This window comes from Mesorhizobium sp. Arg314, assembly GCF_053714275.1.
The window spans coordinates 134,217-157,545 of sequence record NZ_JBSKBP010000002.1; the positions used below are offsets into that span (position 1 = coordinate 134,217).

Consider the following 23,329-nt stretch of genomic DNA (forward strand, 5'->3'; position numbering starts at 1 on the left):
TGTCTAGGCCTCCCCGCCGCCGAAACCGGTCAGGAAAGCGGTGAGGTTGTCGCCGAGCGCATCGCAGAGATAGCCGCCTTCCTGGACGATGACCGTCGGCAGGCCGAGCCCGGCAATCGTCTCGCCGATGCGCGAGAAGCCCGGTGTCGTCACCGACAGGCCACCGAAGGGATCGCCTTCGAAAGCGTCGAGGCCGAGCGCCACGACCAGAGCTTCCGGCGCGAAGGCGCGGATGCGCTGGAAGGCCGTGGCCAGCGCTTCGAGAAACGCTGCGTCGCCGGATTTGCGCGGCAGCGGCAGATTGAGATTGTAGCCGAGGCCGGGGCCTTGGCCGCGCTCGTCGGCATGGCCCCAGAAGAACGGATAGAAACGCACCGGATCGGCGTGCAGCGAGACGGTGAGCACGTCGGGCCGGGCGTAGAAGATGCCTTGCGTGCCGTTACCGTGATGCAGGTCGACGTCGAGGATGGCGACGCGCGCGGCGTCCTTGCGCAGCACCTGCGCGGCGACCGCCGAATTGTTGATGAAGCAGAAGCCGCCGGCCACGTCGGCGAAGGCATGGTGGCCCGGTGGGCGGCAGAGCGCATAGGCCGATGGCGCGCCGGCCACTACCGCCTCCGCGGCTTCCACCGCGCTCCAGGCGCTCCACAGCGCGCTGTTCCAGGTCTCGGCCGAGATCGGGCAGGCGGTGTCGGCCATGTGGTAGCCGGCCTGGCCGACCGCCGAGGCCGGATATGAGCCGTTGCGGGCGATCGGGTGGATGTTCGGGATGACTTCCGCCGAGGCGCCTTCGATGCGCTGCCAGCGTTCGAAGATGTGCTCGAGGAAGTCCAGATATTCAGGCGTGTGCACCGCCGCGATGGGGCCAAGGCCGTGATTTCCGGGTCGCTCGACCGCCAACCCGGCCGATCTTGCGCCGGCTAACAATCTTTCGACCCGCTCAGGTTTTTCCGGGTTGGGCTGCGGCGCGCCGCTGGAGAGGAAGGCCCTCGGATCGTGGCGTTTCTGCTCCTCGGCATAGAAGGCTTTCATCGTCATTCCTCCGGCGTCTCGGCAAAGGCGAAGAAAGCGTCGCCGACGATCTTCTGCACCTGCTCGTAACTCGACCAGGCGATGCCCAGTTTTTCATAGAAGGTTTTGGCCGTTTCATTGTCGGAATCGACGGACAGCCTCAGATAAACGCCACCCGCAGCGCGGCACTCCCTGGCCACGCGACGCAGCAGTTTTTCGCCGATCCGGCGGCCGCGGAAGCGGTCCTCGACATAAAGATCCTGCACATAGACGCCGGGACGGCCCATCCAGGTCGAGAAGATCGGGAAATGCAGGCAAAGCCCGGCGAATTCGCCGCCGATCTCGGCGATCAGTGTCGAGAAGGCGGGGTTTGTGCCGAAGCCGTAGCGACGGAGGTCATCGGGCGTCGAGGTGATTTCCTGATGCGCGCCGATATGGGTGCCGAGGCGCAGCAGGGCTGCGTGGATGGTCTCGACGTCGTCGACGGTGCCGGAGCGGAGGGTAATCACGCTCACGACAAGTACGGCGCCCAGGCACCCCCCTCTGGCCTGCCGGCCATCTCCCCCGCAAGGGGGGAGATTGGCAGTTTTGGCCTTGCCGCCAATTCTGCAACGCTGAAAATTGGCGAAAGCGAAAAACACAGCTGATCTCCCCCCTTGCGGGGGAGATGGCCGGCAGGCCAGAGGGGGGTGCGAAGGATCGCAAACATCTCAGGATGTCTCAAACGCCATCCGCTCACCCCACCACCGGCAGATCGAGTTCCTCCGCCAGCGCCTCCAGCGAGTCGCCGATGATGGCGATCATCTCGCCGATCTGCTCAGCTGTGATGATCATCGGTGGCGCCACCATGAAATTGTCGCCATCGACGCCGCCCTTGACTTTGCGGCCATAGATGATCAGGCCGCGCGCATAAGCGTGATCGAGCAGGCGCTGCGTCGCCTTGCTGGCCGGGTCGATGGGCTTCAGGGTTTCCGGATCGGCAACCATTTCGGCACCGAGCAGCAAGCCCTTGCCGCGCACGTCGGCGATGAAGGGGAAGCGTTTTTGCAACGCCCTCAACTCTGCGATCAGCACACCGCCCATCGCGGCTGCTTTGGCGATCAGGTCGAGCCGGTCCATTTCACCAAGGACGGCAAGGCCGGCGGCGCAGGCCAGCGGATTGCCGGCATAGGTGTGGCCATGCTGGAAGCCGCCTGACGCAAGCAGCGGCTCGACCAGGCGCATCGGCGCGGCAAGGGCGCCGAGCGGCGCGTAGCCCGAACCCAGGCCCTTCGACAGCGCGACGATGTCAGGCCTGCAGTTCCAGTGGTCGCCGCCGAGGAATTTGCCGGTGCGGCCGGCGCCGCTCATCACCTCGTCGTGGATCAGAAGGATGCCGTAGCGGTCGCAGATCTCGCGGATGCGCGGATAGTAGCTGTCGGGCGCGACGAGGGCCGCCGTCGCCGCACCCCCGATCGGCTCCATGATGAAGGCGAGCACGCTTTCCGGGCCTTCGGCGAGAATCTTCTCCTCCAACATGTCGGCGTAGCGGATGCCGCGCTGTTCCATCGAAAGGTTGTCGCGGTCGCGCCATGCCGTCGGTGCCGGCACCGATGGCATCACCCGCATCATCGGGGTGAAGGTCTCGGCCAGCGCATCGTCGCCGGTGACGGATAGCGAGCCCAGCGTGCCGCCATGATAGGAGGGGAAGCGGGTGATCACCCTCCAGCGCTTGGGCTGGCCGGTGGCAACCGCCCATTGCCGGGCGAGCTTGATACAGGACTCGGTTGCTTCCGAACCACCGGAAACGAAGAAGATGCGGTCCATGCCCTCGGGAAGTTTTCCGGCCAGCTCGCGCGCCAGTTCTTCGGCGGGTTCGTTCTCAAAATGCAGCCGGTAGGCAAAAGTGGTCTTGTCCATCTGCCGCTTCATGGCGTCGAGCACATTGCGGTTGGAATGGCCGATATTGGCGACCATCGGTCCGCTCGAGCCGTCGATGAAGCGGCGGCCGTCCTTGGTCCAGAAATAGATGCCTTCGGCGCGGTCGACGAGGGGCCGGCGCAGGTTGGAGAGATAGAACAGATGCGACGGCGGTCGTGCTTCGATTTCGGGCGAGGGCTTGGCTTGGGACTTCGGCATGTCATGACTTTCCGAGATAACGGTCGAGAACATTTTTGGTCACGCGTTCGACCATCGCGTCCCGCCTTAGCAGGCCGGCGACCCATTCGCAGCTTCCGGCATGGAAGACTTCGCCCTTGCCGCGCGGAAAATTGACGATCATCCCGCTGCCGCGCCTGACCTTGTCGAGATTGGCATCGCTGGCCACGCCGAACAAAGTCTCGGCGGTGAAGCGGCCATCCTCGTCGGTGAGGAACTGGTCCTCGATCGGGATATCGGCGCTCTCCTCGACCTGGCTCGCCATGCCGACGGCCAGCACCTGCAGGCCGTTCGGCGCGCCGCTGGCCGCGCTCGGGTAGGGCAGGCCGCCGCGAATCTCGAAATCCAGCCCATCGACCTCATAGCCATAGACATGGCTGTCGGCGCCGAGCAGGTCGCCATAATAGATGCCGGTGCCGGCGAAGGCCCAGTGCTCGGGCCGATAGACCGGAAAGCCGCGCACGCCGCGCGGCGCGCATCCGCCCCAGCCGGCATAGACGCCCCTGGTCGCGTTGAGGCCGAAGGTTGCGCTGCCCGGACGGCCGATCTCCGGCGCTTCCCAGGAATTGGTGGCGCGGGTGACGTCGCCGCCGCGATAGGCGGGGTCCTCGGCGCGGGCGCGGTATTTGTAGCAGACCTGGCGGCGGCCTTCGTCCTCGAGCCTGGTCTGCCACATGAAATTGCCGGCGAAGCGCGCCGCATGGCCGCCGCCGGTCACATAGGCGTCGACCGCGTCGCGCATCTCCCATGTCCAGTACTCGTCATGACCGACGAAGACGACGCAGTCGTAGCCGTCGAGGATTTCCGGCGAGAAATGCAGTTCGTGCTGGCTGGCGAGATCGACTGCGTAACCGTCTCGCTCGGCGAAGCGGAAGAAATGACTGTCATAGCTCGCCCAGCCGGAAGAGGCGTATTTCTTCGAATGTCCAGTGGCGAAGGCCCATTCCATATGCGGATAGCGCGGCACGGTTTTCTGGGGCACCGCGACCTCGAGCGGCACGCGCGGCGCATCCTTGGGCAGCAGGACGAAGCCGCGGCACCAGGGGCGCTGCGTCGACACCATGGTCGCATATTGGTCGCGGTTCGGGCCGGTGATGCCCTGATAATGGTTGGAACCGCCCCAGGTGTTGTAGGCGAGCCAGGTGCCGGTCGCGGCGACCTGCAGCAGCCGGCCGGGCTTGCGGCCGGGCTGGGGCGAGACGATGAAGAGGTGATGGCTCTGGATCGGCTTGCCGTCTCGACCATCGGCCAAGAGCGTGACGCGATAGGCGCCGGATGGCCAGTCGTCGCCAATGCTGAATTCGAACGAGGCTTCCCAACCGCAGCCTTCGACCGAGCATTGGTCGGGTGTGTCCTGCCAGCGCGCCGACAGGCCGCCTTTCTCGAGGACTTTGGTTTCAACCGCTCCGTCACGGGCGATGACGATGCTGAATTGCGGCGCCGTCGAGCTCACATAGAGCGTCACCGTCTCACCCCGACGATAGGAAAACCGGTCGCTGTAGCACCAGATCTCGCCGCTCGAGCCGTCCATGCCCGGCCGTTCGTAGTAGTGGCCGCGCACTGCCTCGCGGCGCTGTTCGGGCGTCAGCCCGAAATCGGGGAATTCGGTGGGCAGTTGCGTCAAGGAACACCTGAGGTCACGAGGCCGTCATTGAGACCATTGGCCGGCCGAGCGTCAAATGGAAAGCATCGGGCCAGCAGGCACATGCGCTTGGCGGTATCCGGCAAACGGACTATCTCATGCCAGGGTCTATTGATATTCAGGTGAGGCAGGCCTGCGAACGGCAGTTCCCTGCGCTTCCGGCCTTCGCCGGCCGAAGCTCTCATAAATGTCTTCGCTCTATGAAGGCTACGGTCGGCGTAGGCCGGTTCTCGGAAACCGCCCTTCTCGGCTCGGCCTGACCTGGATCTCAACAGACACAGAGCAAGATTTTCGCACTGGGGGAGCCGACATGCTGCGGGTACAAAAGGTCAAGGTCGACGACATCTACGTGCCGACGGCGCGGCGCAAGACGCTGCATCCCGAAACCGTGCGCCATCTCGCCGAGGACATTCTCGAGAACGGCATGAAGACGCCGATCCAGGTGCGCCATGACGGCAAGCGCCACATCCTGGTTGAAGGGCTGCACCGGCTCGAAGCCGCCAAATGGCTCGGCGAGACCGAGATCGACGCCTATCTCGTTCAGGCCAAGCGCCACTGATCTCTTCGCCCGGGCCGCGGCATCACCCCAAGCGATCGCATCCCATCAATGTTTTTTGATTGACCCTGTCATGCCGGCCACTAACGTGCCGGCATTTCCTCGAAACAGGTGTCGGCGATGACGAAATATGAGGGCGGGTGCCTGTGCGGTACGGTGCGTTACAGGGCCGAGGCCGAGCCGATCAACGAACGCGTCTGCCATTGCCGGATCTGCCAGCGAGCAATCGGCGCGGCCTTCAACGCCCGCCTGCTCTTCCGCATCGACGACGTGACCATCGAAGGGCCGGTGGCGACAATCAATTCCACGCCGGACCTCAAGCGCGTCTTCTGCCCGGTCTGCGGCACGACGATGTTCTCGCGGCGAGACTCCAGGGGCATTCTCGGCGTCACCTCGGGCTCGCTCGACGACCCATCGCAGTTCAAGCCCGACATGCATTTCTGGACTGCCTCGAAGCAGCCCTGGGTGATGCTTGACGATGGCCTGCCGCAATATGAAGGCGCGCCGCCGGCGTAGAGGTCTACCTTCTCCCCTTGTGGGAGAAGGAAGAGTGCCTGCACAAAAATTTCATCTTCGATTCACGAGATAGCCGGCAAAGCGTCATTGGCGGGCCATCTTTGGCTGCCTATCTAAGCGCCATGCGGGCAGGCACCGAGGAGGCGCGGATGAGCGAGAGCATCAACACCCTGGACGAGCTTTTGAACGACCCGATGATCCAGCTCGTGATGGCGCGCGACCGCGTGCGTCCAGCCGAACTTCGCCTGCTTCTGGAAAAGGCTCGCGACAGGACTGGCGACGATTCTCGCATCGACCAGGCTTCGGTGCCACCCGCGCATGTGGTGGCGAGAAGCTGCTTGAAGCAGTGGTTGTACCGCTGAGGCAGCTCCAGGGAAAATTGGTCAACTCGAATGCGCGGGCAGGTAACTGTAGTGATTGCGTAAATAGGCGAGCCCGAAGCCGAGCCGGTCGTAATTGCGATACGCCGGCCCGTCGCGATCGGGGAGCGGCGCCTCGATATCGGCGACAAACAGTTTCGCGCCGGCGGCGATGCCGTCGCGAACCAGCCTCTCTCCAAGCATGGCATCAAGATCGAAGCTCGGCGCCATGATGCCTGGCACCGGCGCGTCGATGCCGCTCCAGGCGGCGCCGTCAGGGCCGATAAAGAGCGAGCGCACCGCGGCGACCGCGCCCCTGCGTTTCAGCATGTAATGACGCCAGCCCTTGCGGCCGACAAGCGCCATGAGCCAGGGCGAGGTGGGAAGCCTGTATTTGGCATCGATAAAGGAAGCCCACTCCGAAGCTGTCCTGGGCGTGACCTCCTCGACCACCAGATCGTCGACCGGGATCAGCGGGTCACCCTGGAAAAGCGGTTCGTCCGGCAGCGGCGTCGCGTCGCGATGGATGCGCTCCCAGCCGCCCTGGTGTTGCAGGCCGCGGGCTTCCAGCCAGCATCTCAGCCGCGACGGCTCGGTGTGTGGATTGGTATGGAACCACGGCCGCCTGATGCCGGCGTCACGATAATGCGCGAGCAGCGCGTCGAGCTGAGCCTCCGAGGCCGGGCTGTCGACGCCGATATTCTTCACGCAGTTGAAATGGATGAACGGGATCGTCGTGCAGGTGGTCCAGACAAGGTCGCCGTCCCTGGCGATCGACAGCCCTTGCTGCGCCGCGAAGTCCGCGGGCGCCGCCTCATAAAGGTCGAGCCAGGCGGCGACTTCGGCGCGCTCGATGGCGCGGCCGACATCACGCTCGACGTCCTCGATCGCGATTTCCGCAACATGCGTTTCCGGCGGCATGACTGGCTGCAGTTCCGAGAGGGCGGCGGTCGACATGGCGATGCTCCTCAGTGTGCCTTACAGTGTAAGATTAGCGAAGAATAATATGAAGACGCCGGTTGTCAAGCGGGATTGGTGGCACCTTACAAATCCGTGAGTTGGAATCACGCTATCGTGAGGCTAAGCCTGTCCTCGAAGGCTTTTCGAATGACGATTCCCGTTTGCCTCTGGCCACCGGGGCGCTGGGAAAGGGTTGAGATGACCGACGTCTGCACTCAAGGGTTGGATACCGGCTTTGTCGGCCTGGGTTATGCCAAGGTGGCATTTCTAGGCATCGTGCAAGGCATCACCGAATTGCTGCCGATCTCGTCCACCGCGCATATGCGTATCGTGCCGGCCGTGCTCGGCTGGCAGGACCCGGGTTCGGCCTTCTCCGCAGCAATGCAACTGGCGGCGCTGGCGGCGGTGGTCAGCTATTTCTGGAGCGATGTCAGGGACGTGCTGTTCGGATCGCTTTCGGCGATCTCGCGCCGCGATTTCAGCGACCGCCATTTGCGTCTTGCGATCAGCATCGTGCTTGCCACCGTCCCGATCGTCATTGCCGGCCTGGCGCTTTCCGGCGTGCTCAACGCCTGCAATTCGCCATTGCGCAGCCTGGCGGTCATCGGCTGGGCCTGTATCGCCATGGCGATCCTTTTGGCGCTCGCCGAAATCTTCGCCAGCCATAAGCTCATGCTGCGCCAGGCATCGATCCTCGACGCGGTGCTGGTCGGCATCGCCCAGGTCGGCGCGCTCATTCCCGGCGTCTCGCGCTCGGGCTCGACGCTGACGGCGGCGATGGGGCTGGGCTTCGCCCGGCCCGAGGCAGCGCGCCTGTCATTCCTGCTTGGCTTGCCCGCCATTGCGCTGGCCGGCCTCAAGGAGCTTTGGGAACTGCACAAGGTGCATCTCGACGCGCATGGCTGGTCGATCCTGGCGGTCGGCCTCATCGTTGCATCGATATCGGCCTTCTTCGCCATATGGGGGCTGATGCGCGTGCTGGAACGCTTCTCCGCCTGGCCGTTCGTGATCTATCGCGGGTTGCTTGGCGTGGTGCTGCTGCTAGGCCTGGCATTAGGATGGCTATCCTAGCAGATCCGGCACTGTCGGCGGCCCGCGCAAGAGGCGTGCGCCGCTTCGCAGCGTTTTTCTCCTGTCTGGTCTTTGTGATGCCGGTGGCCAACGCCAATAGCCCCGGCCGCCAATGGCAGGCCGGCCAGTATTCTTTCTCGGACGAACTTGGCGGCTTTCTGATCCGATCCGTCTCGGGAACCGGAACAAGATCCGATCCGGTTGTTCTTAGCGAGGAATTGGAGTCGGCCGACCCCGTCATTCTGACGATCCGCGCCCGGCAGCCGACAGCCAATTTCACGGAGGGGATTCTCTATCTGCGGGTCGGTGCGCTCAACGACAGCGCACACCCCTGGGTGGATTTCCTGTTTGAGCTCCAGTCGATACTGGACCAGCCGAGTGTGTTCGGCGACGGCCTGTCTTTCGATCAGTCCCATACCCCGTCCGACTTTATCTCGTCCGACAGTTTCGCGCGATATGACCGCCAGTTGGAGCCTTTCGATCGCCTTCGGTTTCTCGATGGCCATGTGGATACACGCCATCAGGCGACCTTCGATTTCCTCGTCACCGACTTCAATCCCAAAAGCATCTTCTATCTGCTGCAGGACCCGGGTATTCCGGCCTCCTGACGATCTTGCCCGGAATGGGGGAAATCGCCGCATGAGATGACGGTTCGTCTCATAGCCCCGTTCAGCTATTGGTACGCTCATGGATCTTTCGACATTGCTGAATTCGGTGCCCTTGCTGGCCACGCTGGTGAAGTCGGCGGTGCCTGCCGCCGTTGGCGCCGGCATGGGCCTTGGTCAATGGCTGGCCGCGCTGCCGCCGTGCCGCAACCAGGTGTTCGAGAGCGCGGCCTATCTGGTCTGTGAGACCGATCCGAAGCATTTTTCCATCGAGCTGTTCTGGAAGAACAAGAATGGCGACCTCTACCGATCGCTGCACAATCTGCGCAGCGCGCAGCAAGCGACGGGACGCACCATGCTCTTCGGCATCAATGCCGGCATGTACCATCCGGACCTCGCGCCGGTCGGCCTCTATGTCGAGCGCGGCGAACAGATCACGCCGGCGAAGAGCGGATCTGGGACCGGCAATTTCTCCATGCAGCCGAACGGCATCTTTTATCTCAGCGCCGGCAGGGCCGGGGTTCGCGCGACCAAGGATTACCTGAAGCGTCCGCCGCGCGTGGATTACGCCACCCAGTCCGGGCCGATGCTGGTCATCGACGGCAAGCTGCATCCGAAATTCCGTTACGACGGCACCTCGCGAAAGATTCGCGATGGCGTGGGCGTGCGCGCCGACGGCGTCGCGGTCTTCGCGATCTCGGACGACGTCGTGACCTTCCATGAATTCGCGCGGCTGTTCCGCGACCAGCTAGGCTGCCCGAACGCGCTCTTCCTCGACGGCTCCATTTCGAGCCTCTATGCGCCTGGCATCGGCCGCAACGACGATTTCTGGAATCTCGGGCCGATGATCGGCGTGTTCAGGCGCTGACCGAGAGGCGTCTTTCTGCGTGGCCGCGAATCATCCGGTCGCGCCAAAAGTAAATTTTGATTCAAACTTTGTTGGTAATTTCTCATTAGGAATGGGGGTTCCGGCGGCGCTGTTCCTGCCTTCGGTCCGTTTTGTTTTGCGTACAGGTCAAGATGCGGATTTTTGGCGTCGTCAGTTTCGTGCTCGCATCGCTTAGCCTTGCCGGCTGCTCGTCCACGTCGGGCGTCGATGCCTTGCAAATGCCGTCCAACGAGACGACGAGCTCGGTCGTGCGGCCGAGCGCGCCGGTGTCGAAGGGCGTGAGGACCGCCGTGACGGAAAAAACCGTCGACACCGCGTCGATGTCGGGCGCTTCGCGCTTCAAGCCGCCGGCGTCGCTGCTTGACGAGAGTAACGCGAGCTCTGACGACGAGAACTCGCGCCCTTTCGGCTTGGCCGAGGAGGAGACGGTGAACTTCCCGGCGCAGGGTCTCCCGGACGGCGCCGAGCCGCCGGTGCAGGAGGCAGCGCTCGTCTCGTCGCCGAAGCGCCTGTCGCGCGCGGCACCCGCCATGCTCGCCGGTCCGGTCACCCGCTATGCGTTCCGCGACGCCAAGCCGATCAATTTCGGCCGCTCTTCGCCCCGCCATCTGGCCGTGCACGGCGTCGACGTCTCGCGCTGGCAGGGCGACATCAATTGGCGGAAGCTGCGCGCCCAGGGCGCCAATTTCGCCTATATCAAGGCGACCGACGGTGGCGACCATCTCGATCCGATGTTCATGAAGAACTGGCGCAACGCCGACGCCGCCGGGCTGAAGCGCGGCGCCTATCATTTCTTCTATTGGTGCCGGGTCGCCAGCGAGCAGGCAGATTGGTTCATCCGCAACGTGCCGAAGGTCGACGGCGCGCTGCCGCCGGTCATCGATGTCGAGTGGAACGGCGATTCCTCCTGCAAGCGACGGCCCTCGCGCGAAAAGGTGCTGGAGAAGATGCAGGTGTTCATGGACAAGCTCGAGCGCCATTACGGCCAGCGGCCCATCATCTACACCAGCCCCGATTTCTATCGCGACAACCTGCGCGGCGCCTTCCTCGACTATCCGTTCTGGCTGCGCGCCGTGGCCGCGCACCCGTCAAAGGTCTATCCGGGCCGCAAGTGGCTGTTCTGGCAATATTCCGGCTCCGGCCTGTCGCATGGCGTGAGCGGCCGCATCGACCTCAACGTGTTCCATGGCGATGAGCGGCAATGGCGTACCTGGCTCGGCGGCGGGAAGATGGTGGCCGACGCGGACTGAGTGCTTTTTTCCCTTCGCCCCTTGTGGGAGAAGGTGGCCGCGAAGCGGCCGGATGAGGGGTGCTCCAGCTTGACGCAGACCTTTGCCAGCGTTGGACGCCGCAAGATCGCCGGCGTCTCACTTCGCTGGAGCACCCCTCATCCGTCTCGGCGCTGCGCGCCGATCCACCTTCTCCCACAAGGGGAGAAGGAGAGGGCGCGCGTCACCCGTACGCCTCAACATATTTCGCCACGGCAACGGGCTCGGGTATCTCTAACCCGTCAGTGCGCAAGCCTTCGATGTGAAAGCGTATTGCTTCACGGATTGCGATCTTCACATCGGCCGTCTTGGCGCCGGTTGCAATGCAGCCCGGCAGGTCCGGCACATATGCAGAAAAGTTGTCTCCGGCTTTTTCGATGACCACAGCATAAAGCATTGCGCTATATCCTTGCCTGATCCAGTCGAGGCTCAGGCCTTCGCCGCCTCGTTGATCATCGCCTCGATATTGTAGCCGTCGGGATCGAGCACGAAGCAGGCTTCGCGGACTGTCAGCCGAGGCGAGGCGCAGGCATTGGGTCTCAGCTGCACCCGCTGGTCGAACCACACGTATCGCACTTCTCGCAGGTGCCGTTCCGCACCATGGTGAAGTTGTGGCATTCCGAGCATTCGTTGCCGGTATAGCCTTGCAGCAGCGACTGCTGGCGTCTTGTCGCGGCGAGTTTCTTGGCCTCGGCGGCTTCGTTGGCCGCAGCGTCGGTGAAGAGCGCTTCCGCGCCGCCAGCGGCTTCAGCTTCCTGTTCCACCATATCCTCGGCCAGTTCCCTGGCGCGCTCCTCGTAGTCGCGCTTGTAGGCAAGCGCCTCGTCGCTTGCCGGCTTCAGCGCCAGCACGTTGGAGCCGGCGAAGGCGGTCGGGGCCGCGCGGACAGGGGTCGTGGTCGGGGCTGGGCCGCCGAAGCCCTTGGGCTCGCTGCCGACGCCCGACACCAGCTTCACCGGCGAGGCGCCGCGATAGAGACCCTTGGAAAAGGGTGTCGCCTTGCCCTCGGTGATGCCGCGGCCAAGTGCGGTCTTGTCGAAGTCCGACTGGTCGACATGGGCGAGGTCGTGGCGGCCGAGATAGGAGACCGCCAGCTCGCGGAACACGTAGTCGAGGATCGACGTCGCGTTCTTGATCGCGTCATTGCCCTGCACCATGCCGGCCGGCTCGAACTTGGTGAAGGTGAAGGCCTCGACATATTCGTCGAGCGGCACGCCGTATTGCAGGCCGAGCGAGATGGCGATGGCGAAATTGTTCATCATGGCGCGGAAGGCGGCACCTTCCTTGTGCATGTCGATGAAGATCTCGCCGAGACGGCCGTCGTCGAATTCGCCGGTGCGCAGATACACCTTGTGGCCGCCGACGACCGCTTTCTGGGTGTAGCCCTTGCGGCGGTTCGGCAGTTTTTCGCGATCGCGGTAGAGCCGCTCGATGACGCGCTCGACGATCTTTTCGGTCACCTGCACGGCGCGCTGCGCGACGGGTGCGGCGATCAGCTGCTCGACCGCCTCGTCCTCGTCCTCCTCGCCATCGGCGAGCAGCGAGGCATTGAGCGGCTGCGACAGCTTCGAGCCGTCGCGATAGAGCGCGTTGGCCTTCAGCGCCAGCTTCCACGACAGCATGTAGGCGTTCTTGGCATCCTCGACCGTCGCCTCGTTCGGCATGTTGATGGTCTTGGAGATGGCGCCCGAGATGAAGGGCTGAGCCGCCGCCATCATCAGGATGTGGCTGTTGATCGAGAGCGAGCGTTTGCCGATCTTGCCGCACGGGCTGGCGCAGTCGAACACCGGCAGGTGCTCGGCCTTGAGGAAGGGCGCGCCTTCCAAAGTCATCGCACCGCAGACATGGATGTTGGCGGCGTCGATGTCCTTCTTGGAGAAGCCGAGCGCCGGCAGCATCTCGAAGGAGATGTCCCCGAGCTGCTCGTCGGTGAAGCCGAGCGTTTCCTTCACCCAGTCGGCGCCCAGCGTCCACTGGTTGAACACGAACTTGATGTCGAAGGCCGACTTCAGCGCCGCATTGAGCGCAGCGATCTTCTCGTCGGTGAAGCCCTTGGCCTTGAGCGAGCCAGGGTTGATGCCGGGCGCCTGGTTGAGGTTGCCGTGGCCGACCGCGTAAGCCTCGATCTCGGCGATCTGGCTTTCGGAGTAGCCGAGTGTCCTGAGCGCTTCCGGCACGGCGCGGTTGATGATCTTGAAGTAACCGCCGCCGGCGAGCTTCTTGAACTTCACCAGCGCGAAGTCGGGCTCGATGCCGGTGGTGTCGCAATCCATGACCAGGCCGATCGTGCCGGTCGGCGCGATCACGGTCGCCTGCGCGTTGCGGTAGCCATGCTCCTCGCCGAGCTCGATGGCGCGGTCCCAGGCGGCCTTGGCGTGGGTGGCCAAATCCTGCTGCTTGAGGTCTGACGCAACGAGAGGCACCGGGTTGACGGCGAGTTTTTCGTAGCCGTCCTTGTCGCCATAGGCGGCGCGGCGGTGGTTGCGCATGACGCGCAGCATGTTCTGCGCATTGCGATCGTAGTCGGGGAAGGCGCCGAGCTCGGAGGCCATCTCGGCCGAAGTGGCGTAGGCCATGCCGGTCATAATCGCCGTGAGCGCGGCGCAGATGGCTCGGCCCTCGTCGGAGTCGTAGGGAATGCCCGAGGTCATCAGCAGGCCGCCGATATTGGCGTAGCCGAGGCCGAGCGTGCGGTAGTCGTAGGAGAGCTTGGCGATCTCCTTCGACGGGAACTGCGCCATCATCACCGAGATTTCGAGCACGACGGTCCACAGGCGAACGGTGTGCTCGTAAGCGGCGATGTCGATCGTGCCGTCTTCGTTGCGGTAGGGCAGAAGGTTGATCGAGGCGAGGTTGCAGGCCGTGTCGTCGAGGAACATGTATTCCGAGCACGGGTTGGAGGCCCGGATCGCACCGGCGGAGGCGCAGGTGTGCCAGTCGTTCATCGTCGTGTTGAAGTGCAGACCCGGATCGGCCGACGCCCAGGCGGCGTAGCCGATCTTTTCCCACAGATCGCGCGCCTTCAACGTCTTCAGCACCTTGCCGTCCTTGCGGGCGGTGAGCTGCCAGTCGCCATCGGTTTCGACGGCGCGCAGGAAATTGTCCTTCAGCGACACCGAGTTGTTGGAGTTCTGGCCGGAGACGGTGAGGTAGGCGTCCGAATCCCAGTCGGTGTCGTAGGTCTTGAACGACATCGAGGTGTAGCCCTGGCGGGCGAACTGGATGACGCGGTAGATGTAGTTCTCCGGCACGGCGTCCTTCTTAGCCGCCTTTATCTCGCGCTTCAGCGCGGTGTTCAGCGCCGGGTCGAAGCAGTCGTCGTCGTGGCCTTCGCAATTGACGCAGGCCTTCATGATCGCCTCGAGGTGCTTCTTGACGATCTTGGAGCCGGTCACCAGCGAGGCGACCTTCTGCTCTTCATTGACCTTCCAGTCGATGAAGTCCTCGATATCCGGGTGGTCGGCGTCGACGATGACCATTTTTGCCGCGCGGCGCGTCGTGCCGCCCGACTTGATGGCGCCGGCAGCGCGGTCGCCGATCTTGAGGAAGCTCATCAGGCCGGAGGAGCGGCCGCCGCCGGACAGCTTCTCGCCTTCGCCGCGCAGCATCGAGAAGTTCGAGCCGGTGCCCGAGCCGTATTTGAACAGGCGCGCCTCACGCACCCACAGATCCATGATGCCGCCCTCGTTGACGAGGTCGTCCTGCACGCCCTGGATGAAGCAGGCATGCGGCTGCGGGTGCTCGTAGGACGACTTCGACTTGGTAAGCTTGCCGGTGAAGGGGTCGACGTAGAAATGGCCCTGGCTCGGACCGTCGATGCCATAAGCCCAGTGCAGGCCGGTGTTGAACCATTGCGGCGAGTTCGGCGCGACGCGCTGGGTGGCCAGCATATAGGCGAGCTCGTCGCGGAAGGCGCGCGCGTCGTCCTCGGACTTGAAGTAACCGCCCTTGTATCCCCAATAGGTCCAGGTGCCGGCAAGCCGGTCAAAGACCTGGCGGGCGTCGGTTTCCGAACCGTAGCGCTCGGCCTCGGGCAGCTTGGCGAGTTCGGCCTCGTCGGCGACGGAGCGCCACAGGAAGGAGGGGACGTCGTTCTCCTCGACCTTCTTCAGGCGCGCCGGCACGCCGGCCTTGCGGAAATATTTCTGCGCCAGGATGTCGGCCGCGACCTGGCTGAACTGCGCCGGCACATCGATGTTGTCCAGGCGGAACACCACTGAGCCGTCGGGATTCTTGATCTCCGACAGGGCCTTGCGGAATTCGATCTCCGCATAGGCAGACTGTTCTGGCTTGGTGAAGCGACGCTCGATGCGCATTGGTCCGGTCCCTTTTGTCTATATATAGCGCCTTTACCCAGGGATTTCTGCCCCGCTGAGCCAAAAGCGCAGTCCGCCGTTTGCCGGCATCGCAGGCGACGCCGACACTCTCCTCGTCGCGGGCGCAGCCATGCAGACAAGCAAACGCCTTTCCAGGCGCTTACCCAGGTTGCAGGCCGACCCGCGGGTCCCTCGAAACTGAAACTTTTGTCGATTCCCTCCGTAGAGGGAGGTTCACACTATCTAGCGTCGAGCCTGCCTGCAAACACTAAATATAGTGTTAACAGATCATTTTTTCCAGGCTGACAATTCTCCCTTTCGCCCACCCAAGCCCTAACGATCCCAACGCTTCCGCCAGCCTCGTGAACAGGCGGAAATCCGGGCAAAACGCACAAAATCCGGGGAAAAAGACCGGCCTCAGAACTCTCCGGTCGCGCCCGCAACAGGAGCGCATGGCCTATAAAAAGCGACTCGTTCCGACCCGTCAAGGATTCGTTTGCGTAGCTTTTGTGACCCAACATCTTGTGTGTCACATATGTGGATAACGGGGACATGCGAAGCCCGGCTCTGCAGGCACTTGACGCGGTTTGTCAGCCCTGCCGCGAAGCCAAGGCGGGCGGCGGCTTTTCATTTTAGCTGGCTTGCACTATCTGTTGCGTTCGCGGGGGCGCGCCTTGTCAACACCAAAAGCATCCGTTACGCCCCGCTCATGACAGTTACCGTACGTTTTGCCCCATCGCCGACCGGCCGCATCCACATCGGCAATGCGCGCACCGCGCTGTTCAACTGGCTTTTCGCCATGAACAACAAGGGCCGCTTCATACAGCGCTTCGACGACACCGACATTGCCCGCTCGAGGCAGGAATTCGCCGATTCCATTCTTTATGACCTGCATTGGCTTGGCATCTTCCCGGATGTCACCGAGTACCAGTCGCGCCGCTTCGAGATCTACGACGCGGCGGTCGAGCGGCTTAAGGCGGCGCGGGTGCTCTATGCCTGCTACGAAACGCCGGAAGAGCTCGATCTGCGCCGCAAGGTGCGTCGCACGCGCGGCCTGCCGCCTGTCTATGGCCGCGAGGCGCTGACGCTGACGCCGGAGCAGGTGGCCGAATACCAGTCGGACGGACGCAAGCCGCACTGGCGTTTCCTGCTGCCCAACTTCACCAGCGATCCGCTGCAGCCGGAGCGCACCGAAGTGCATTGGAACGACCTGGTGCGCGGCGAGGAGACGGTCGATCTCGCCTCGCTGTCGGATCCTGTGCTGGTGCGCGAGGACGGCACCTATCTCTACACGCTGCCTTCGGTGGTCGACGACATCGAGATGGGCGTCAGCCATGTCATTCGCGGTGACGACCACGTCACCAATACCGGCGTGCAGATCGCTATCTTCAAGGCGCTCGGGGCCGAGCCGCCGGTGTTCGGCCACCACAATCTGCTCACCACCGTCTCGGGCGAGGGGTTGTCGAAGCGCACCGGCGCGCTGTCGATCGAAAGCCTGCGCGAGGACGGCATCGAGCCGATGGCGGTCGCTTCGCTGGCCGTGCTCGTCGGCACGTCGGAGAATGTCACCGCCGCGCACGACCTCACTGAGCTCGCCGGCCATTTCGACCCGGCGGCAACCTCCAAGTCCGCCTCCAAGTTCGATCCGGACGAGCTCTTCGTGCTCAACCGCACGCTGATGCATCACATGTCGTTCGAGGAAGCGCGCGACCGGCTTATGGTGCTCGGCATTTCCGGCGACAAGGCCGAGCCGTTCTGGCTTGCCGTCCGCGGCAATCTCGACCGCCTGTCGGACGCGCTCGCCTGGTGGCGAATCCTGAGCGACGGCCCGCAGGAACCGGCCGAGTTTTCCGGCGAGGACCGCGACTTCCTCCATCAGGCATTCGAGCTGCTGCCGGAGGAACCGTGGAACGGCACGGTGTGGAAGGACTGGACCGGCAAGATCAGGGAAGCCACCGGACGCAAGGGCAAGCCGCTTTTCATGCCGCTGCGGTTAGCGCTTACTGGGCGGACTTCGGGGCCGGAGCTTTCAGATCTATTGCCGCTGATGGGTCGGGAAGGAACGCTGGCCCGACGACCCTGACCTTGCGCTGATCCGGCGGCAGCGCCGAGACCGGCGACACCGGCACCTTCGTGGTGAGCCGCTTGATCGCGTCCTGGTCGAGCCCGCCTTCGGCATTGGCGAGTGTTTCCGGATCGGCGCCGGGATCGGGCTTGGTCGCCGGCACCGGAATGAAGGGCGCTGCCTCGCTCTCCGGCTGCGACTGTTCGGGATTGGGCGGGTTGCCGCCGATGATCGTGAAGTTGCCGGCCTGCGTATTGCAGCCGCAACTCGGCGGCCGAGAATAATTGGCCTGCTTATAGAGATAGGCGGTGGGCAGCTCGCTGTAGGGACGGCCGTCGGCGGAGGACGTCATGTTGCCGGCGTCGTCATCCATGCCGCGCGTGTAGAAGACCTGCATCTCGGTGCCGGGGCAGCTCGATTCGCAATTCTTCTGGTCGCGCTCGAAGTCGCCGACGGAAGCGGCGTTGGACATCGGGAAGAAGTAACCGTCGCAGGTACGCACGCACATCGTGTGGAACTCGCCGCCCAACCGGGGCAGGTCCGTGCCGTCGGGCTGGTTGATGATGCGGCGGAAGTTGCGCACGCTAGGATCATCGAGCGGCACGTCCGCCGAGTCCGCCATATCGGGGGCGTCGGGCGTTTCGAGCTGCTGATCCTGGCGGCCGAAAAGCTGCTCGAAAAGACTGCCGCCGCCATTGTCGCGCGCCGCCTCCTGAAGCGGGGCGCGGCGCGGCGCGATCTCGTCGTCGCGGCAGTCATTGGCATCGAGCGCCGCCAGGATGCGGCTGCGGTCGCGCCGCGTGCCGCCGCCGGCCAGCCGCTCGCGTTTGGCCTGCAAGGTGTCGAGATTGGCGTTCATGCGCTGGATCGAGGCATTGATCGCCGCGCATTGGCTGACATTGCGCGAAAACAGCGTGAAGCCACAGCTGGCATCGCTCGCCCGGCCGCGGGCCTTGGCAAGCTGCTCGCGCTGGCGAGCGATGGCGTCGTCATATTTGCGGACGAGGCCGGGGCCTCCACCACCACCGCGCGTTGCGGCGAGTTCGGCTTCGAGCTGCCGGCAGATGCGGGAGGCCGCCTGGGATTCGGTCAACGCGCCAGCCGACGCCGCCAACGCTGCAAGCAGCGCCGTGAGATGCGTCAGCTTCAACCCTTTCATCCGCCTGGAATCCCCGATTGCCCGTGGCCGGAAGGCTACCGCGTTCGTGGTTAACTGTTCCCTAGTAAAGGCCACACCGATGCCAGCAAAAGCATGGCGATTCCAACAAACGCAACGTTCCAAACGAGTGAGCGAACCAAGGGAACGCCGAATGCATAGAGCGGAAGATAGACCAGCCTGGCCGAAAAATAGAGTCCGGCTCCCCACTTGCTGAGTGCGGTCTCGTGCCCAGCCGCGTGGACAAGAAAAACCGCCGCCACGAACACAGGAAATGTCTCGACGAAGTTTCGCAGTGCCCTTTCCAGGCGCCCCGCCATCCCTGTGAGTGGAGGGACCTCGGCGTCTCGGGCGCTGGCCGTCCAGCGGTAACCTCGCTGCAAGCTCGCCGAATGCGAAGCGAGAACTATGTGAATGAAACAGAGCACGCAACTTGCCGCGAGCATGGCTAGTTCGAAGCTCATTCAACCCTCGTACCTGCCCATTCGATCGCCGCCACCAACTTGCAATGAAGCACCATCGGTGTTTTCGGCCAGAGTCGTCCTCAGCCCAGATCGACCAGCGCCTGCGCCTTGTGCGCCGCCTCGACGACGGCAAGCGCGGTCATGTTGACGACGCCGCGCGAGGTCACCGACGGCGTCAATATGTGCGCCGGCTTGTCGGTGCCGAGCAGGATCGGCCCGACATGCAGCGCATCCATCATGGCGCGCAGCGCCGTCAGCGTGATGTTGGCCGAATCGAGATTCGGAAAGACCAGCAGATTGGCCTCGCCCTTCAGCCGCGAATGCGGATAGACGCGCTGGCGCAGATGCTCCGACAGCGCGGTATCGGCATGCATCTCGCCGTCGCACTGCAATTGAGGCGCGATGCGGCCGAGGATTTCGGCCGCGCGGCGCATCTTCAGCGCGCTCGGAGAATCGCGCGAGCCGAAATCCGAATGCGACAGGAGTGCAGCCTTCGGCTCGATGCCGAAGCGCTGGATCTCTTCCGCCGCCAGCACCGTCATCTCGGCGATCTCCTCCGCCGTTGGGTCGACCGAGACGTGCGTGTCGGTGAGGAAGATGATGCCGCGCTGCGAGATCAGCATCGACAGCGTCGACAAGTCCCGGTCCTGGATGCCGGCGCGGGGGCCGATGATCAGCGTCACGTTGCGCAGATGCCGCTCGAAGCGGCCTTCGAGGCCGCAGACCATGGCGTCGGCGTCGCCGCGCTTCAGCGCAAGCGCCGCGATCACCGTGTTGTCGGTGCGCACCATGGTGCGGGCGGCTTCCGTCGTGATGCCGCGCCGGCCGGCAAGTTCGATCAGGAGGTCGACATAGTGGCGGTAGCGCGGATCGTCTTCCGGATTGATCAAGGCGAAATCGACACCTGGCCGAATGCGCAGCCCGTAACGCTTCAGCCTGACTTCGATGACATGCGGGCGGCCGATCAGGGTCGGTTCGGCGATGCCTTCCTCCAGCACCACCTGCGCGGCGCGCAGCACGCGCTCGTCCTCGCCGTCGGCATAGATGACGCGCTTGGCATTGGAGGCCTTGGCAGAGGAGAACACCGGCTTCATCACCAGGCCGGAGCGGAAGACAAAGCGGTTGAGCTTGTCGATATAGGCAGCGAAGTCGGCAATCGGCCGCGTCGCGACGCCGGAATCGCAAGCAGCCTTCGCGACCGCCGGCGCGATGCGCAGGATGAGGCGCGGATCGAAGGGCGAGGGGATCAGGAAATCGGGACCGAACATCGGCGTCTCGCCGGAATAGGCGCGCGCCGCGACGTCTGACGGCTCCTCGCGGGCAAGGGCGGCGATCGCCCGCACCGCTGCCATCTTCATCTCCTCGTTGATGGCGCTGGCGCCGCAATCGAGCGCGCCGCGGAAGATGTAAGGAAAGCACAGTACGTTGTTGACTTGATTGGGAAAATCCGAGCGTCCGGTGCAGATCATGGCGTCCGGACGCGCCGCCCTTGCCACTTCCGGCATGATCTCGGGATTGGGGTTGGCCAAAGCCAGGATCAGCGGTTTCGGCGCCATGTGCTGCAGGAGTTCCGGCTTCAGCACGCCGGCGGCGGAAAGGCCGAGGAAGACGTCGGCACCGGGAATGACGTCGGCCAGCGTGCGCGCCTCGGTATCCTTCACATAAGGGTCTTTCCAGCGATCCATTTCCTCGACGCGGCCCTTGTGGGCGACGCCGAAACGGTCGGTGACCCAGATGTTTTCGACCCTGGCGCCGAGCGAGACCAGAAGGTTGAGACAGGCAAGTGCCGCGGCACCCGCGCCGGAGGTGACGATCTTGATGTCGGAAATCGCCTTGCCGGCCAGTTCCAGTCCGTTGAGCACCGCTGCGGCGACGATGATGGCCGTGCCGTGCTGGTCGTCATGGAAAACCGGGATGCCCATGCGGGCCTTCAGCCGCTCCTCGACCTCGAAACATTCCGGCGCCTTGATGTCTTCCAGGTTGATACCGCCGAAGGTCGGCTCCAATGCGGCAACGGTTTCGACCATCCGCTCGATTTCGGGTGCGTCGATCTCGATGTCGAAGACGTCGATGCCGGCGAATTTCTTGAACAGCACCGCCTTGCCTTCCATGACCGGCTTGGAAGCGAGCGGACCGATATTGCCCAGCCCAAGCACGGCCGAGCCGTTGGAGACGACGCCGACCAGATTGGCGCGCGCGGTGTAATCGGCGGCGGTTGCCGGATCGTCACGGATCTCGAGGCAGGGCGCCGCCACGCCCGGCGAATAGGCAAGCGCCAGGTCGCGCTGATTGCCGAGCGGCTTCGTCGCCTGGATTTCGAGCTTTCCCGGTGTCGGGTGCTTATGGAAGAAGAGGGCGGCCTCGTCGAGGTCCGACCGGGCCGTTTTCTTGCTCTCGCCGTCCATTGCGGCCCTCCCTGCGATACTGCTTTGGAGCCTTTTAGCATGCGTCGGAGCGTTTTCGCGACGGCAAATAGCCGGGTCTGGCCCTCACAATGCCGGAGCGAAAATAATCAATCGATTCCAGCCTGTTGGCCTGTGAGCCTCAAGCCTTTGGATTGGCGGCGGTCAGAAGGCGCTGACATAGAGACCGCCGTCGACCGGGATATTCTGGCCCGTGAGGTAGCCGGCATGGACCGAACAGAGGAAGGCGCAGATCTGGCCGAATTCCTCTGGCGTGCCGAGACGTTTTGCCGGCACGTCGGCGCTGATGCGGGCCTTGCGCGCGGCGGCCGCGGCCGGGTCTTCCTGGGTGCCGGCCTCATGCGGGCCGCGCAGCCGGTCGGTGTCGAGCTTGCCGGGCAGCAGGCTGTTGATGGTGACGTTGCGGTCCATCACGGTACGCGCCACCCCGGCGAGGAACGAGGTCAAGCCGGCTCGCGCGCCGGACGACAGGTCGAGCCCGGGGATCGGCACATAGACCGACAGCGAGGTGATGTTGACGATGCGGCCGAAGCCGCGCTTGGCCATGCCGTCGATCACCGCCTGGATCAGCTCGATCGGCGTGACCATGTTCTGCGTCACCCCCTCGAGGATTTTTGCGCGGTCGAGCTCGCGGAAATCGCGCAGCGGCGGCCCGCCATTGTTGTTGACGAGGATGTCCGGATCGGGGCAGGCGGCAAGGATCGCCTTCTGCACGTCGGGCTTCGACACGTCGCCGACGATTTCGGTCACCTTGACCCCGAACCGGTCACGGATTTCCCTGGCGGTCTTGGCCACGAGTTCGGCGTTACGACCGTTGACGACGAGATCGACGCCGGCTTCGGCCAGCGCCATCGCGCAGCCGCGCCCCAACCCCTTGCTCGAAGCGCAGACGATCGCCTTCTTGCCGCGAATGCCGAGATCCATGGTGATTTCTCCTGGTAAATTGCGGCGCAAGCTAGCGCTTGAGCTGGACCAACCGCAACCGTCATACGGTTGTTGCATGAATCGGGGCATAGGCACGCGAAAGCAAAGGGTAAATTCGTGATGTCAGACCCAGAGCCCCGCACTTTCCGCGCATTGTTCATTTCCGACGTACATCTCGGCTCGAAAGCGGCCAAGGCCGATTTCCTGATCGACTTCCTGCGCTATCATGACGCCGAAATCATCTATCTGGTCGGCGATATCATCGACGGCTGGCGGCTGCGGCGCAGCTGGCACTGGCCGCAGAGCCACAACGACGTCGTGCAGAAGCTGCTGCGCAAGGCGCGCAAGGGCGCCTCGATCACCTATATCGCCGGCAATCACGACGAATTCGCCCGCCAGTTCCAGGGTGTGCATTTCGGCGGCATCGTCGTTGCCGACCGCGCTATCCACGAGACCGCCGACGGACGGCGCCTGCTGGTCATCCATGGCGACCAGTTCGACACGGTGGTGCACAACCAGCGCTGGCTCGCCTATCTCGGCGACTATGCCTATGACGCGGCGATGCTGGTCAACAGGGTGGTGACAAAGCTGCGCCATCTGCTTGGCCTGCCCTACTGGTCGTTTTCGTCCTGGGCCAAGGTCAAGGTGAAGAAGGCGGTGAACTTCATCGGCTCGTTCCAGACCGTGCTTTCCGAGGAAGCGCGGCGTTCGCATGTCGACGGCGTGATCTGCGGCCACATCCATCATGCCGCCATCGAGAACTATGGCGAGGTCCAGTACATCAACACCGGCGACTGGGTGGAAAGCTGCACGGCGGTGGTCGAGCATTTCGACGGCCGCATGGAAATCCTGACCTGGGCACATGTGCTGCCCGAATCCTCGGCCGACAAGGATGTGCTGGTGCCGGTCGACATCATAGACCTCAAGGGCAGGGCGGCGCAGGCGGCCTGAACGCGCCTGCCCGTCAG

At 63.8% G+C, this 23,329-nt stretch carries 20 protein-coding genes and 3 pseudogenes; 11 read left to right on the forward strand and 12 right to left on the reverse strand.

Translation table 11 applies throughout. The features are described 5' to 3' along the window. Nucleotides 1–3 precede the first annotated feature (3 nt). The 4 genes from ACWGS9_RS02705 to ACWGS9_RS02720 all read right to left on the reverse strand — a co-directional run bounded on the left by ACWGS9_RS02705 (nucleotide 4) and on the right by ACWGS9_RS02720 (nucleotide 4,771). Nucleotides 4–1,032 carry a histone deacetylase family protein gene (locus ACWGS9_RS02705; RefSeq protein WP_454503769.1) on the reverse strand — a complete coding sequence of 343 codons (1,029 nt, stop codon included), beginning with the start codon at nucleotides 1,030–1,032 and terminating at the stop codon, nucleotides 4–6. A 2-nt stretch (nucleotides 1,033–1,034) separates the two neighbouring features. After that, nucleotides 1,035–1,526, reverse strand: coding sequence for a GNAT family N-acetyltransferase (locus tag ACWGS9_RS02710; RefSeq protein WP_454503770.1), 492 nt, complete (start codon nucleotides 1,524–1,526; stop codon nucleotides 1,035–1,037). Between the two features lie 220 nt (nucleotides 1,527–1,746). Next, entirely contained in the window at nucleotides 1,747–3,129 is a 1,383-nt protein-coding gene (locus tag ACWGS9_RS02715; protein ID WP_454503771.1) for an aminotransferase family protein, read from the reverse strand. Between the two features lies 1 nt (nucleotide 3,130). After that, entirely contained in the window at nucleotides 3,131–4,771 is a 1,641-nt protein-coding gene (locus ACWGS9_RS02720) for a N,N-dimethylformamidase beta subunit family domain-containing protein (RefSeq protein WP_454503772.1), read from the reverse strand. A 328-nt stretch (nucleotides 4,772–5,099) separates the two neighbouring features. Between ACWGS9_RS02720 and ACWGS9_RS02725 the strand changes: the two genes are divergently transcribed. From ACWGS9_RS02725 to ACWGS9_RS02735, 3 genes are all read left to right on the forward strand, one after another. After that, nucleotides 5,100–5,348, forward strand: coding sequence for a ParB N-terminal domain-containing protein (locus ACWGS9_RS02725; protein ID WP_095490758.1), 249 nt, complete (start codon nucleotides 5,100–5,102; stop codon nucleotides 5,346–5,348). A 117-nt stretch (nucleotides 5,349–5,465) separates the two neighbouring features. Then, the gene (locus tag ACWGS9_RS02730) at nucleotides 5,466–5,861 is read left to right on the forward strand and encodes a GFA family protein (RefSeq protein WP_454503773.1); all 396 of its coding nucleotides are present in this window, start codon (nucleotides 5,466–5,468) and stop codon (nucleotides 5,859–5,861) included. A 149-nt stretch (nucleotides 5,862–6,010) separates the two neighbouring features. Further along, complete coding sequence (locus ACWGS9_RS02735) at nucleotides 6,011–6,223, forward strand: hypothetical protein (protein WP_454503774.1); 213 nt, start codon at nucleotides 6,011–6,013, stop codon at nucleotides 6,221–6,223. Between the two features lie 21 nt (nucleotides 6,224–6,244). Here the strand turns inward: ACWGS9_RS02735 and ACWGS9_RS02740 are convergent, their stop codons facing one another. Continuing rightward, nucleotides 6,245–7,177: a hypothetical protein gene (locus ACWGS9_RS02740; RefSeq protein ID WP_454503775.1), complete on the reverse strand. Its 933-nt coding sequence runs from the start codon at nucleotides 7,175–7,177 to the stop codon at nucleotides 6,245–6,247. A gap of 201 nt (nucleotides 7,178–7,378) precedes the next feature. Here ACWGS9_RS02740 and ACWGS9_RS02745 point away from each other — a divergent pair, with 201 nt between their 5' ends. The 6 genes and pseudogenes from ACWGS9_RS02745 to ACWGS9_RS02770 form a co-directional block, all read left to right on the forward strand. After that, complete coding sequence (locus ACWGS9_RS02745) at nucleotides 7,379–8,251, forward strand: undecaprenyl-diphosphate phosphatase (RefSeq protein ID WP_454503776.1); 873 nt, start codon at nucleotides 7,379–7,381, stop codon at nucleotides 8,249–8,251. Between the two features lie 35 nt (nucleotides 8,252–8,286). Then, nucleotides 8,287–8,859 carry a hypothetical protein gene (locus ACWGS9_RS02750; RefSeq protein WP_454503777.1) on the forward strand — a complete coding sequence of 191 codons (573 nt, stop codon included), beginning with the start codon at nucleotides 8,287–8,289 and terminating at the stop codon, nucleotides 8,857–8,859. Nucleotides 8,860–8,938: 79 nt separating this feature from the next. Beyond that, nucleotides 8,939–9,724 (forward strand): phosphodiester glycosidase family protein, encoded by a 786-nt coding sequence (locus tag ACWGS9_RS02755; protein ID WP_454503778.1) that lies wholly within the window; start codon nucleotides 8,939–8,941, stop codon nucleotides 9,722–9,724. A 19-nt stretch (nucleotides 9,725–9,743) separates the two neighbouring features. Next, nucleotides 9,744–9,920: a hypothetical protein gene (locus ACWGS9_RS02760; protein WP_454503973.1), complete on the forward strand. Its 177-nt coding sequence runs from the start codon at nucleotides 9,744–9,746 to the stop codon at nucleotides 9,918–9,920. Beyond that, nucleotides 9,877–10,015: pseudogene (locus ACWGS9_RS02765) on the forward strand (GH25 family lysozyme); the annotation flags it as partial. The gene ACWGS9_RS02760 and the pseudogene ACWGS9_RS02765, both read left to right, overlap by 44 nt. 122 nt (nucleotides 10,016–10,137) lie before the next feature. After that, a pseudogene (locus tag ACWGS9_RS02770) lies at nucleotides 10,138–10,995 on the forward strand (glycoside hydrolase family 25 protein); the annotation flags it as partial. A gap of 202 nt (nucleotides 10,996–11,197) precedes the next feature. Here ACWGS9_RS02770 and ACWGS9_RS02775 read toward each other — a convergent pair. The 3 genes and pseudogenes from ACWGS9_RS02775 to ACWGS9_RS02785 all read right to left on the reverse strand — a co-directional run bounded on the left by ACWGS9_RS02775 (nucleotide 11,198) and on the right by ACWGS9_RS02785 (nucleotide 15,329). Then, a complete protein-coding gene (locus tag ACWGS9_RS02775; protein ID WP_454503779.1) occupies nucleotides 11,198–11,410 on the reverse strand; it encodes a type II toxin-antitoxin system HicB family antitoxin in 213 nt (70 codons plus the stop codon). A 32-nt stretch (nucleotides 11,411–11,442) separates the two neighbouring features. Next, nucleotides 11,443–11,553: pseudogene (locus ACWGS9_RS02780) on the reverse strand (VOC family protein); the annotation flags it as partial. Next, nucleotides 11,553–15,329 carry a vitamin B12-dependent ribonucleotide reductase gene (locus ACWGS9_RS02785; RefSeq protein ID WP_454503780.1) on the reverse strand — a complete coding sequence of 1,259 codons (3,777 nt, stop codon included), beginning with the start codon at nucleotides 15,327–15,329 and terminating at the stop codon, nucleotides 11,553–11,555. The gene ACWGS9_RS02785 and the pseudogene ACWGS9_RS02780, both read right to left, overlap by 1 nt. 709 nt (nucleotides 15,330–16,038) lie before the next feature. On the opposite strand from ACWGS9_RS02785, the gene ACWGS9_RS02790 reads away from it, so the two are divergent. Beyond that, a complete protein-coding gene (locus ACWGS9_RS02790) occupies nucleotides 16,039–17,412 on the forward strand; it encodes a glutamate--tRNA ligase (protein ID WP_454503781.1) in 1,374 nt (457 codons plus the stop codon). Here ACWGS9_RS02790 and ACWGS9_RS02795 read toward each other — a convergent pair. From ACWGS9_RS02795 to ACWGS9_RS02810, 4 genes are all read right to left on the reverse strand, one after another. Next, nucleotides 17,330–18,553, reverse strand: a complete 1,224-nt coding sequence (locus ACWGS9_RS02795; RefSeq protein WP_454503782.1) for a DUF2865 domain-containing protein — start codon at nucleotides 18,551–18,553, stop codon at nucleotides 17,330–17,332. The two genes, ACWGS9_RS02790 and ACWGS9_RS02795, sit on opposite strands and share 83 nt — an antisense overlap. Nucleotides 18,554–18,603: 50 nt before the next feature. Beyond that, a complete protein-coding gene (locus ACWGS9_RS02800; protein ID WP_320213528.1) occupies nucleotides 18,604–19,014 on the reverse strand; it encodes an MAPEG family protein in 411 nt (136 codons plus the stop codon). Nucleotides 19,015–19,094: 80 nt separating this feature from the next. Further along, nucleotides 19,095–21,419, reverse strand: coding sequence for an NADP-dependent malic enzyme (locus ACWGS9_RS02805; RefSeq protein ID WP_454503783.1), 2,325 nt, complete (start codon nucleotides 21,417–21,419; stop codon nucleotides 19,095–19,097). A gap of 162 nt (nucleotides 21,420–21,581) precedes the next feature. After that, entirely contained in the window at nucleotides 21,582–22,361 is a 780-nt protein-coding gene (locus ACWGS9_RS02810) for an SDR family oxidoreductase (protein ID WP_454503784.1), read from the reverse strand. A 120-nt stretch (nucleotides 22,362–22,481) separates the two neighbouring features. On the opposite strand from ACWGS9_RS02810, the gene ACWGS9_RS02815 reads away from it, so the two are divergent. Next, entirely contained in the window at nucleotides 22,482–23,312 is an 831-nt protein-coding gene (locus tag ACWGS9_RS02815) for a UDP-2,3-diacylglucosamine diphosphatase (protein ID WP_454503785.1), read from the forward strand. Nucleotides 23,313–23,329: the final 17 nt, after the last annotated feature.

What these genes read in the sequence shown, in the direction of transcription:
- ACWGS9_RS02735 (WP_454503774.1), top strand. Translation starts at nt 6,011, where the DNA reads ATGAGCGAGAGCATCAACACCCTGGACGAGCTTTTGAACGACCCGATG.
- ACWGS9_RS02805 (WP_454503783.1), bottom strand. Translation starts at nt 21,419, where the DNA reads ATGGACGGCGAGAGCAAGAAAACGGCCCGGTCGGACCTCGACGAGGCC.
- ACWGS9_RS02730 (WP_454503773.1), top strand. Translation starts at nt 5,466, where the DNA reads ATGACGAAATATGAGGGCGGGTGCCTGTGCGGTACGGTGCGTTACAGG.
- ACWGS9_RS02745 (WP_454503776.1), top strand. Translation starts at nt 7,379, where the DNA reads ATGACCGACGTCTGCACTCAAGGGTTGGATACCGGCTTTGTCGGCCTG.
- ACWGS9_RS02715 (WP_454503771.1), bottom strand. Translation starts at nt 3,129, where the DNA reads ATGCCGAAGTCCCAAGCCAAGCCCTCGCCCGAAATCGAAGCACGACCG.
- ACWGS9_RS02755 (WP_454503778.1), top strand. Translation starts at nt 8,939, where the DNA reads ATGGATCTTTCGACATTGCTGAATTCGGTGCCCTTGCTGGCCACGCTG.
- ACWGS9_RS02810 (WP_454503784.1), bottom strand. Translation starts at nt 22,361, where the DNA reads ATGGATCTCGGCATTCGCGGCAAGAAGGCGATCGTCTGCGCTTCGAGC.
- ACWGS9_RS02790 (WP_454503781.1), top strand. Translation starts at nt 16,039, where the DNA reads ATGACAGTTACCGTACGTTTTGCCCCATCGCCGACCGGCCGCATCCAC.
- ACWGS9_RS02725 (WP_095490758.1), top strand. Translation starts at nt 5,100, where the DNA reads ATGCTGCGGGTACAAAAGGTCAAGGTCGACGACATCTACGTGCCGACG.
- ACWGS9_RS02785 (WP_454503780.1), bottom strand. Translation starts at nt 15,329, where the DNA reads ATGCGCATCGAGCGTCGCTTCACCAAGCCAGAACAGTCTGCCTATGCG.
- ACWGS9_RS02705 (WP_454503769.1), bottom strand. Translation starts at nt 1,032, where the DNA reads ATGAAAGCCTTCTATGCCGAGGAGCAGAAACGCCACGATCCGAGGGCC.
- ACWGS9_RS02775 (WP_454503779.1), bottom strand. Translation starts at nt 11,410, where the DNA reads ATGCTTTATGCTGTGGTCATCGAAAAAGCCGGAGACAACTTTTCTGCA.
- ACWGS9_RS02795 (WP_454503782.1), bottom strand. Translation starts at nt 18,553, where the DNA reads ATGAAAGGGTTGAAGCTGACGCATCTCACGGCGCTGCTTGCAGCGTTG.
- ACWGS9_RS02740 (WP_454503775.1), bottom strand. Translation starts at nt 7,177, where the DNA reads ATGTCGACCGCCGCCCTCTCGGAACTGCAGCCAGTCATGCCGCCGGAA.
- ACWGS9_RS02815 (WP_454503785.1), top strand. Translation starts at nt 22,482, where the DNA reads ATGTCAGACCCAGAGCCCCGCACTTTCCGCGCATTGTTCATTTCCGAC.
- ACWGS9_RS02800 (WP_320213528.1), bottom strand. Translation starts at nt 19,014, where the DNA reads ATGAGCTTCGAACTAGCCATGCTCGCGGCAAGTTGCGTGCTCTGTTTC.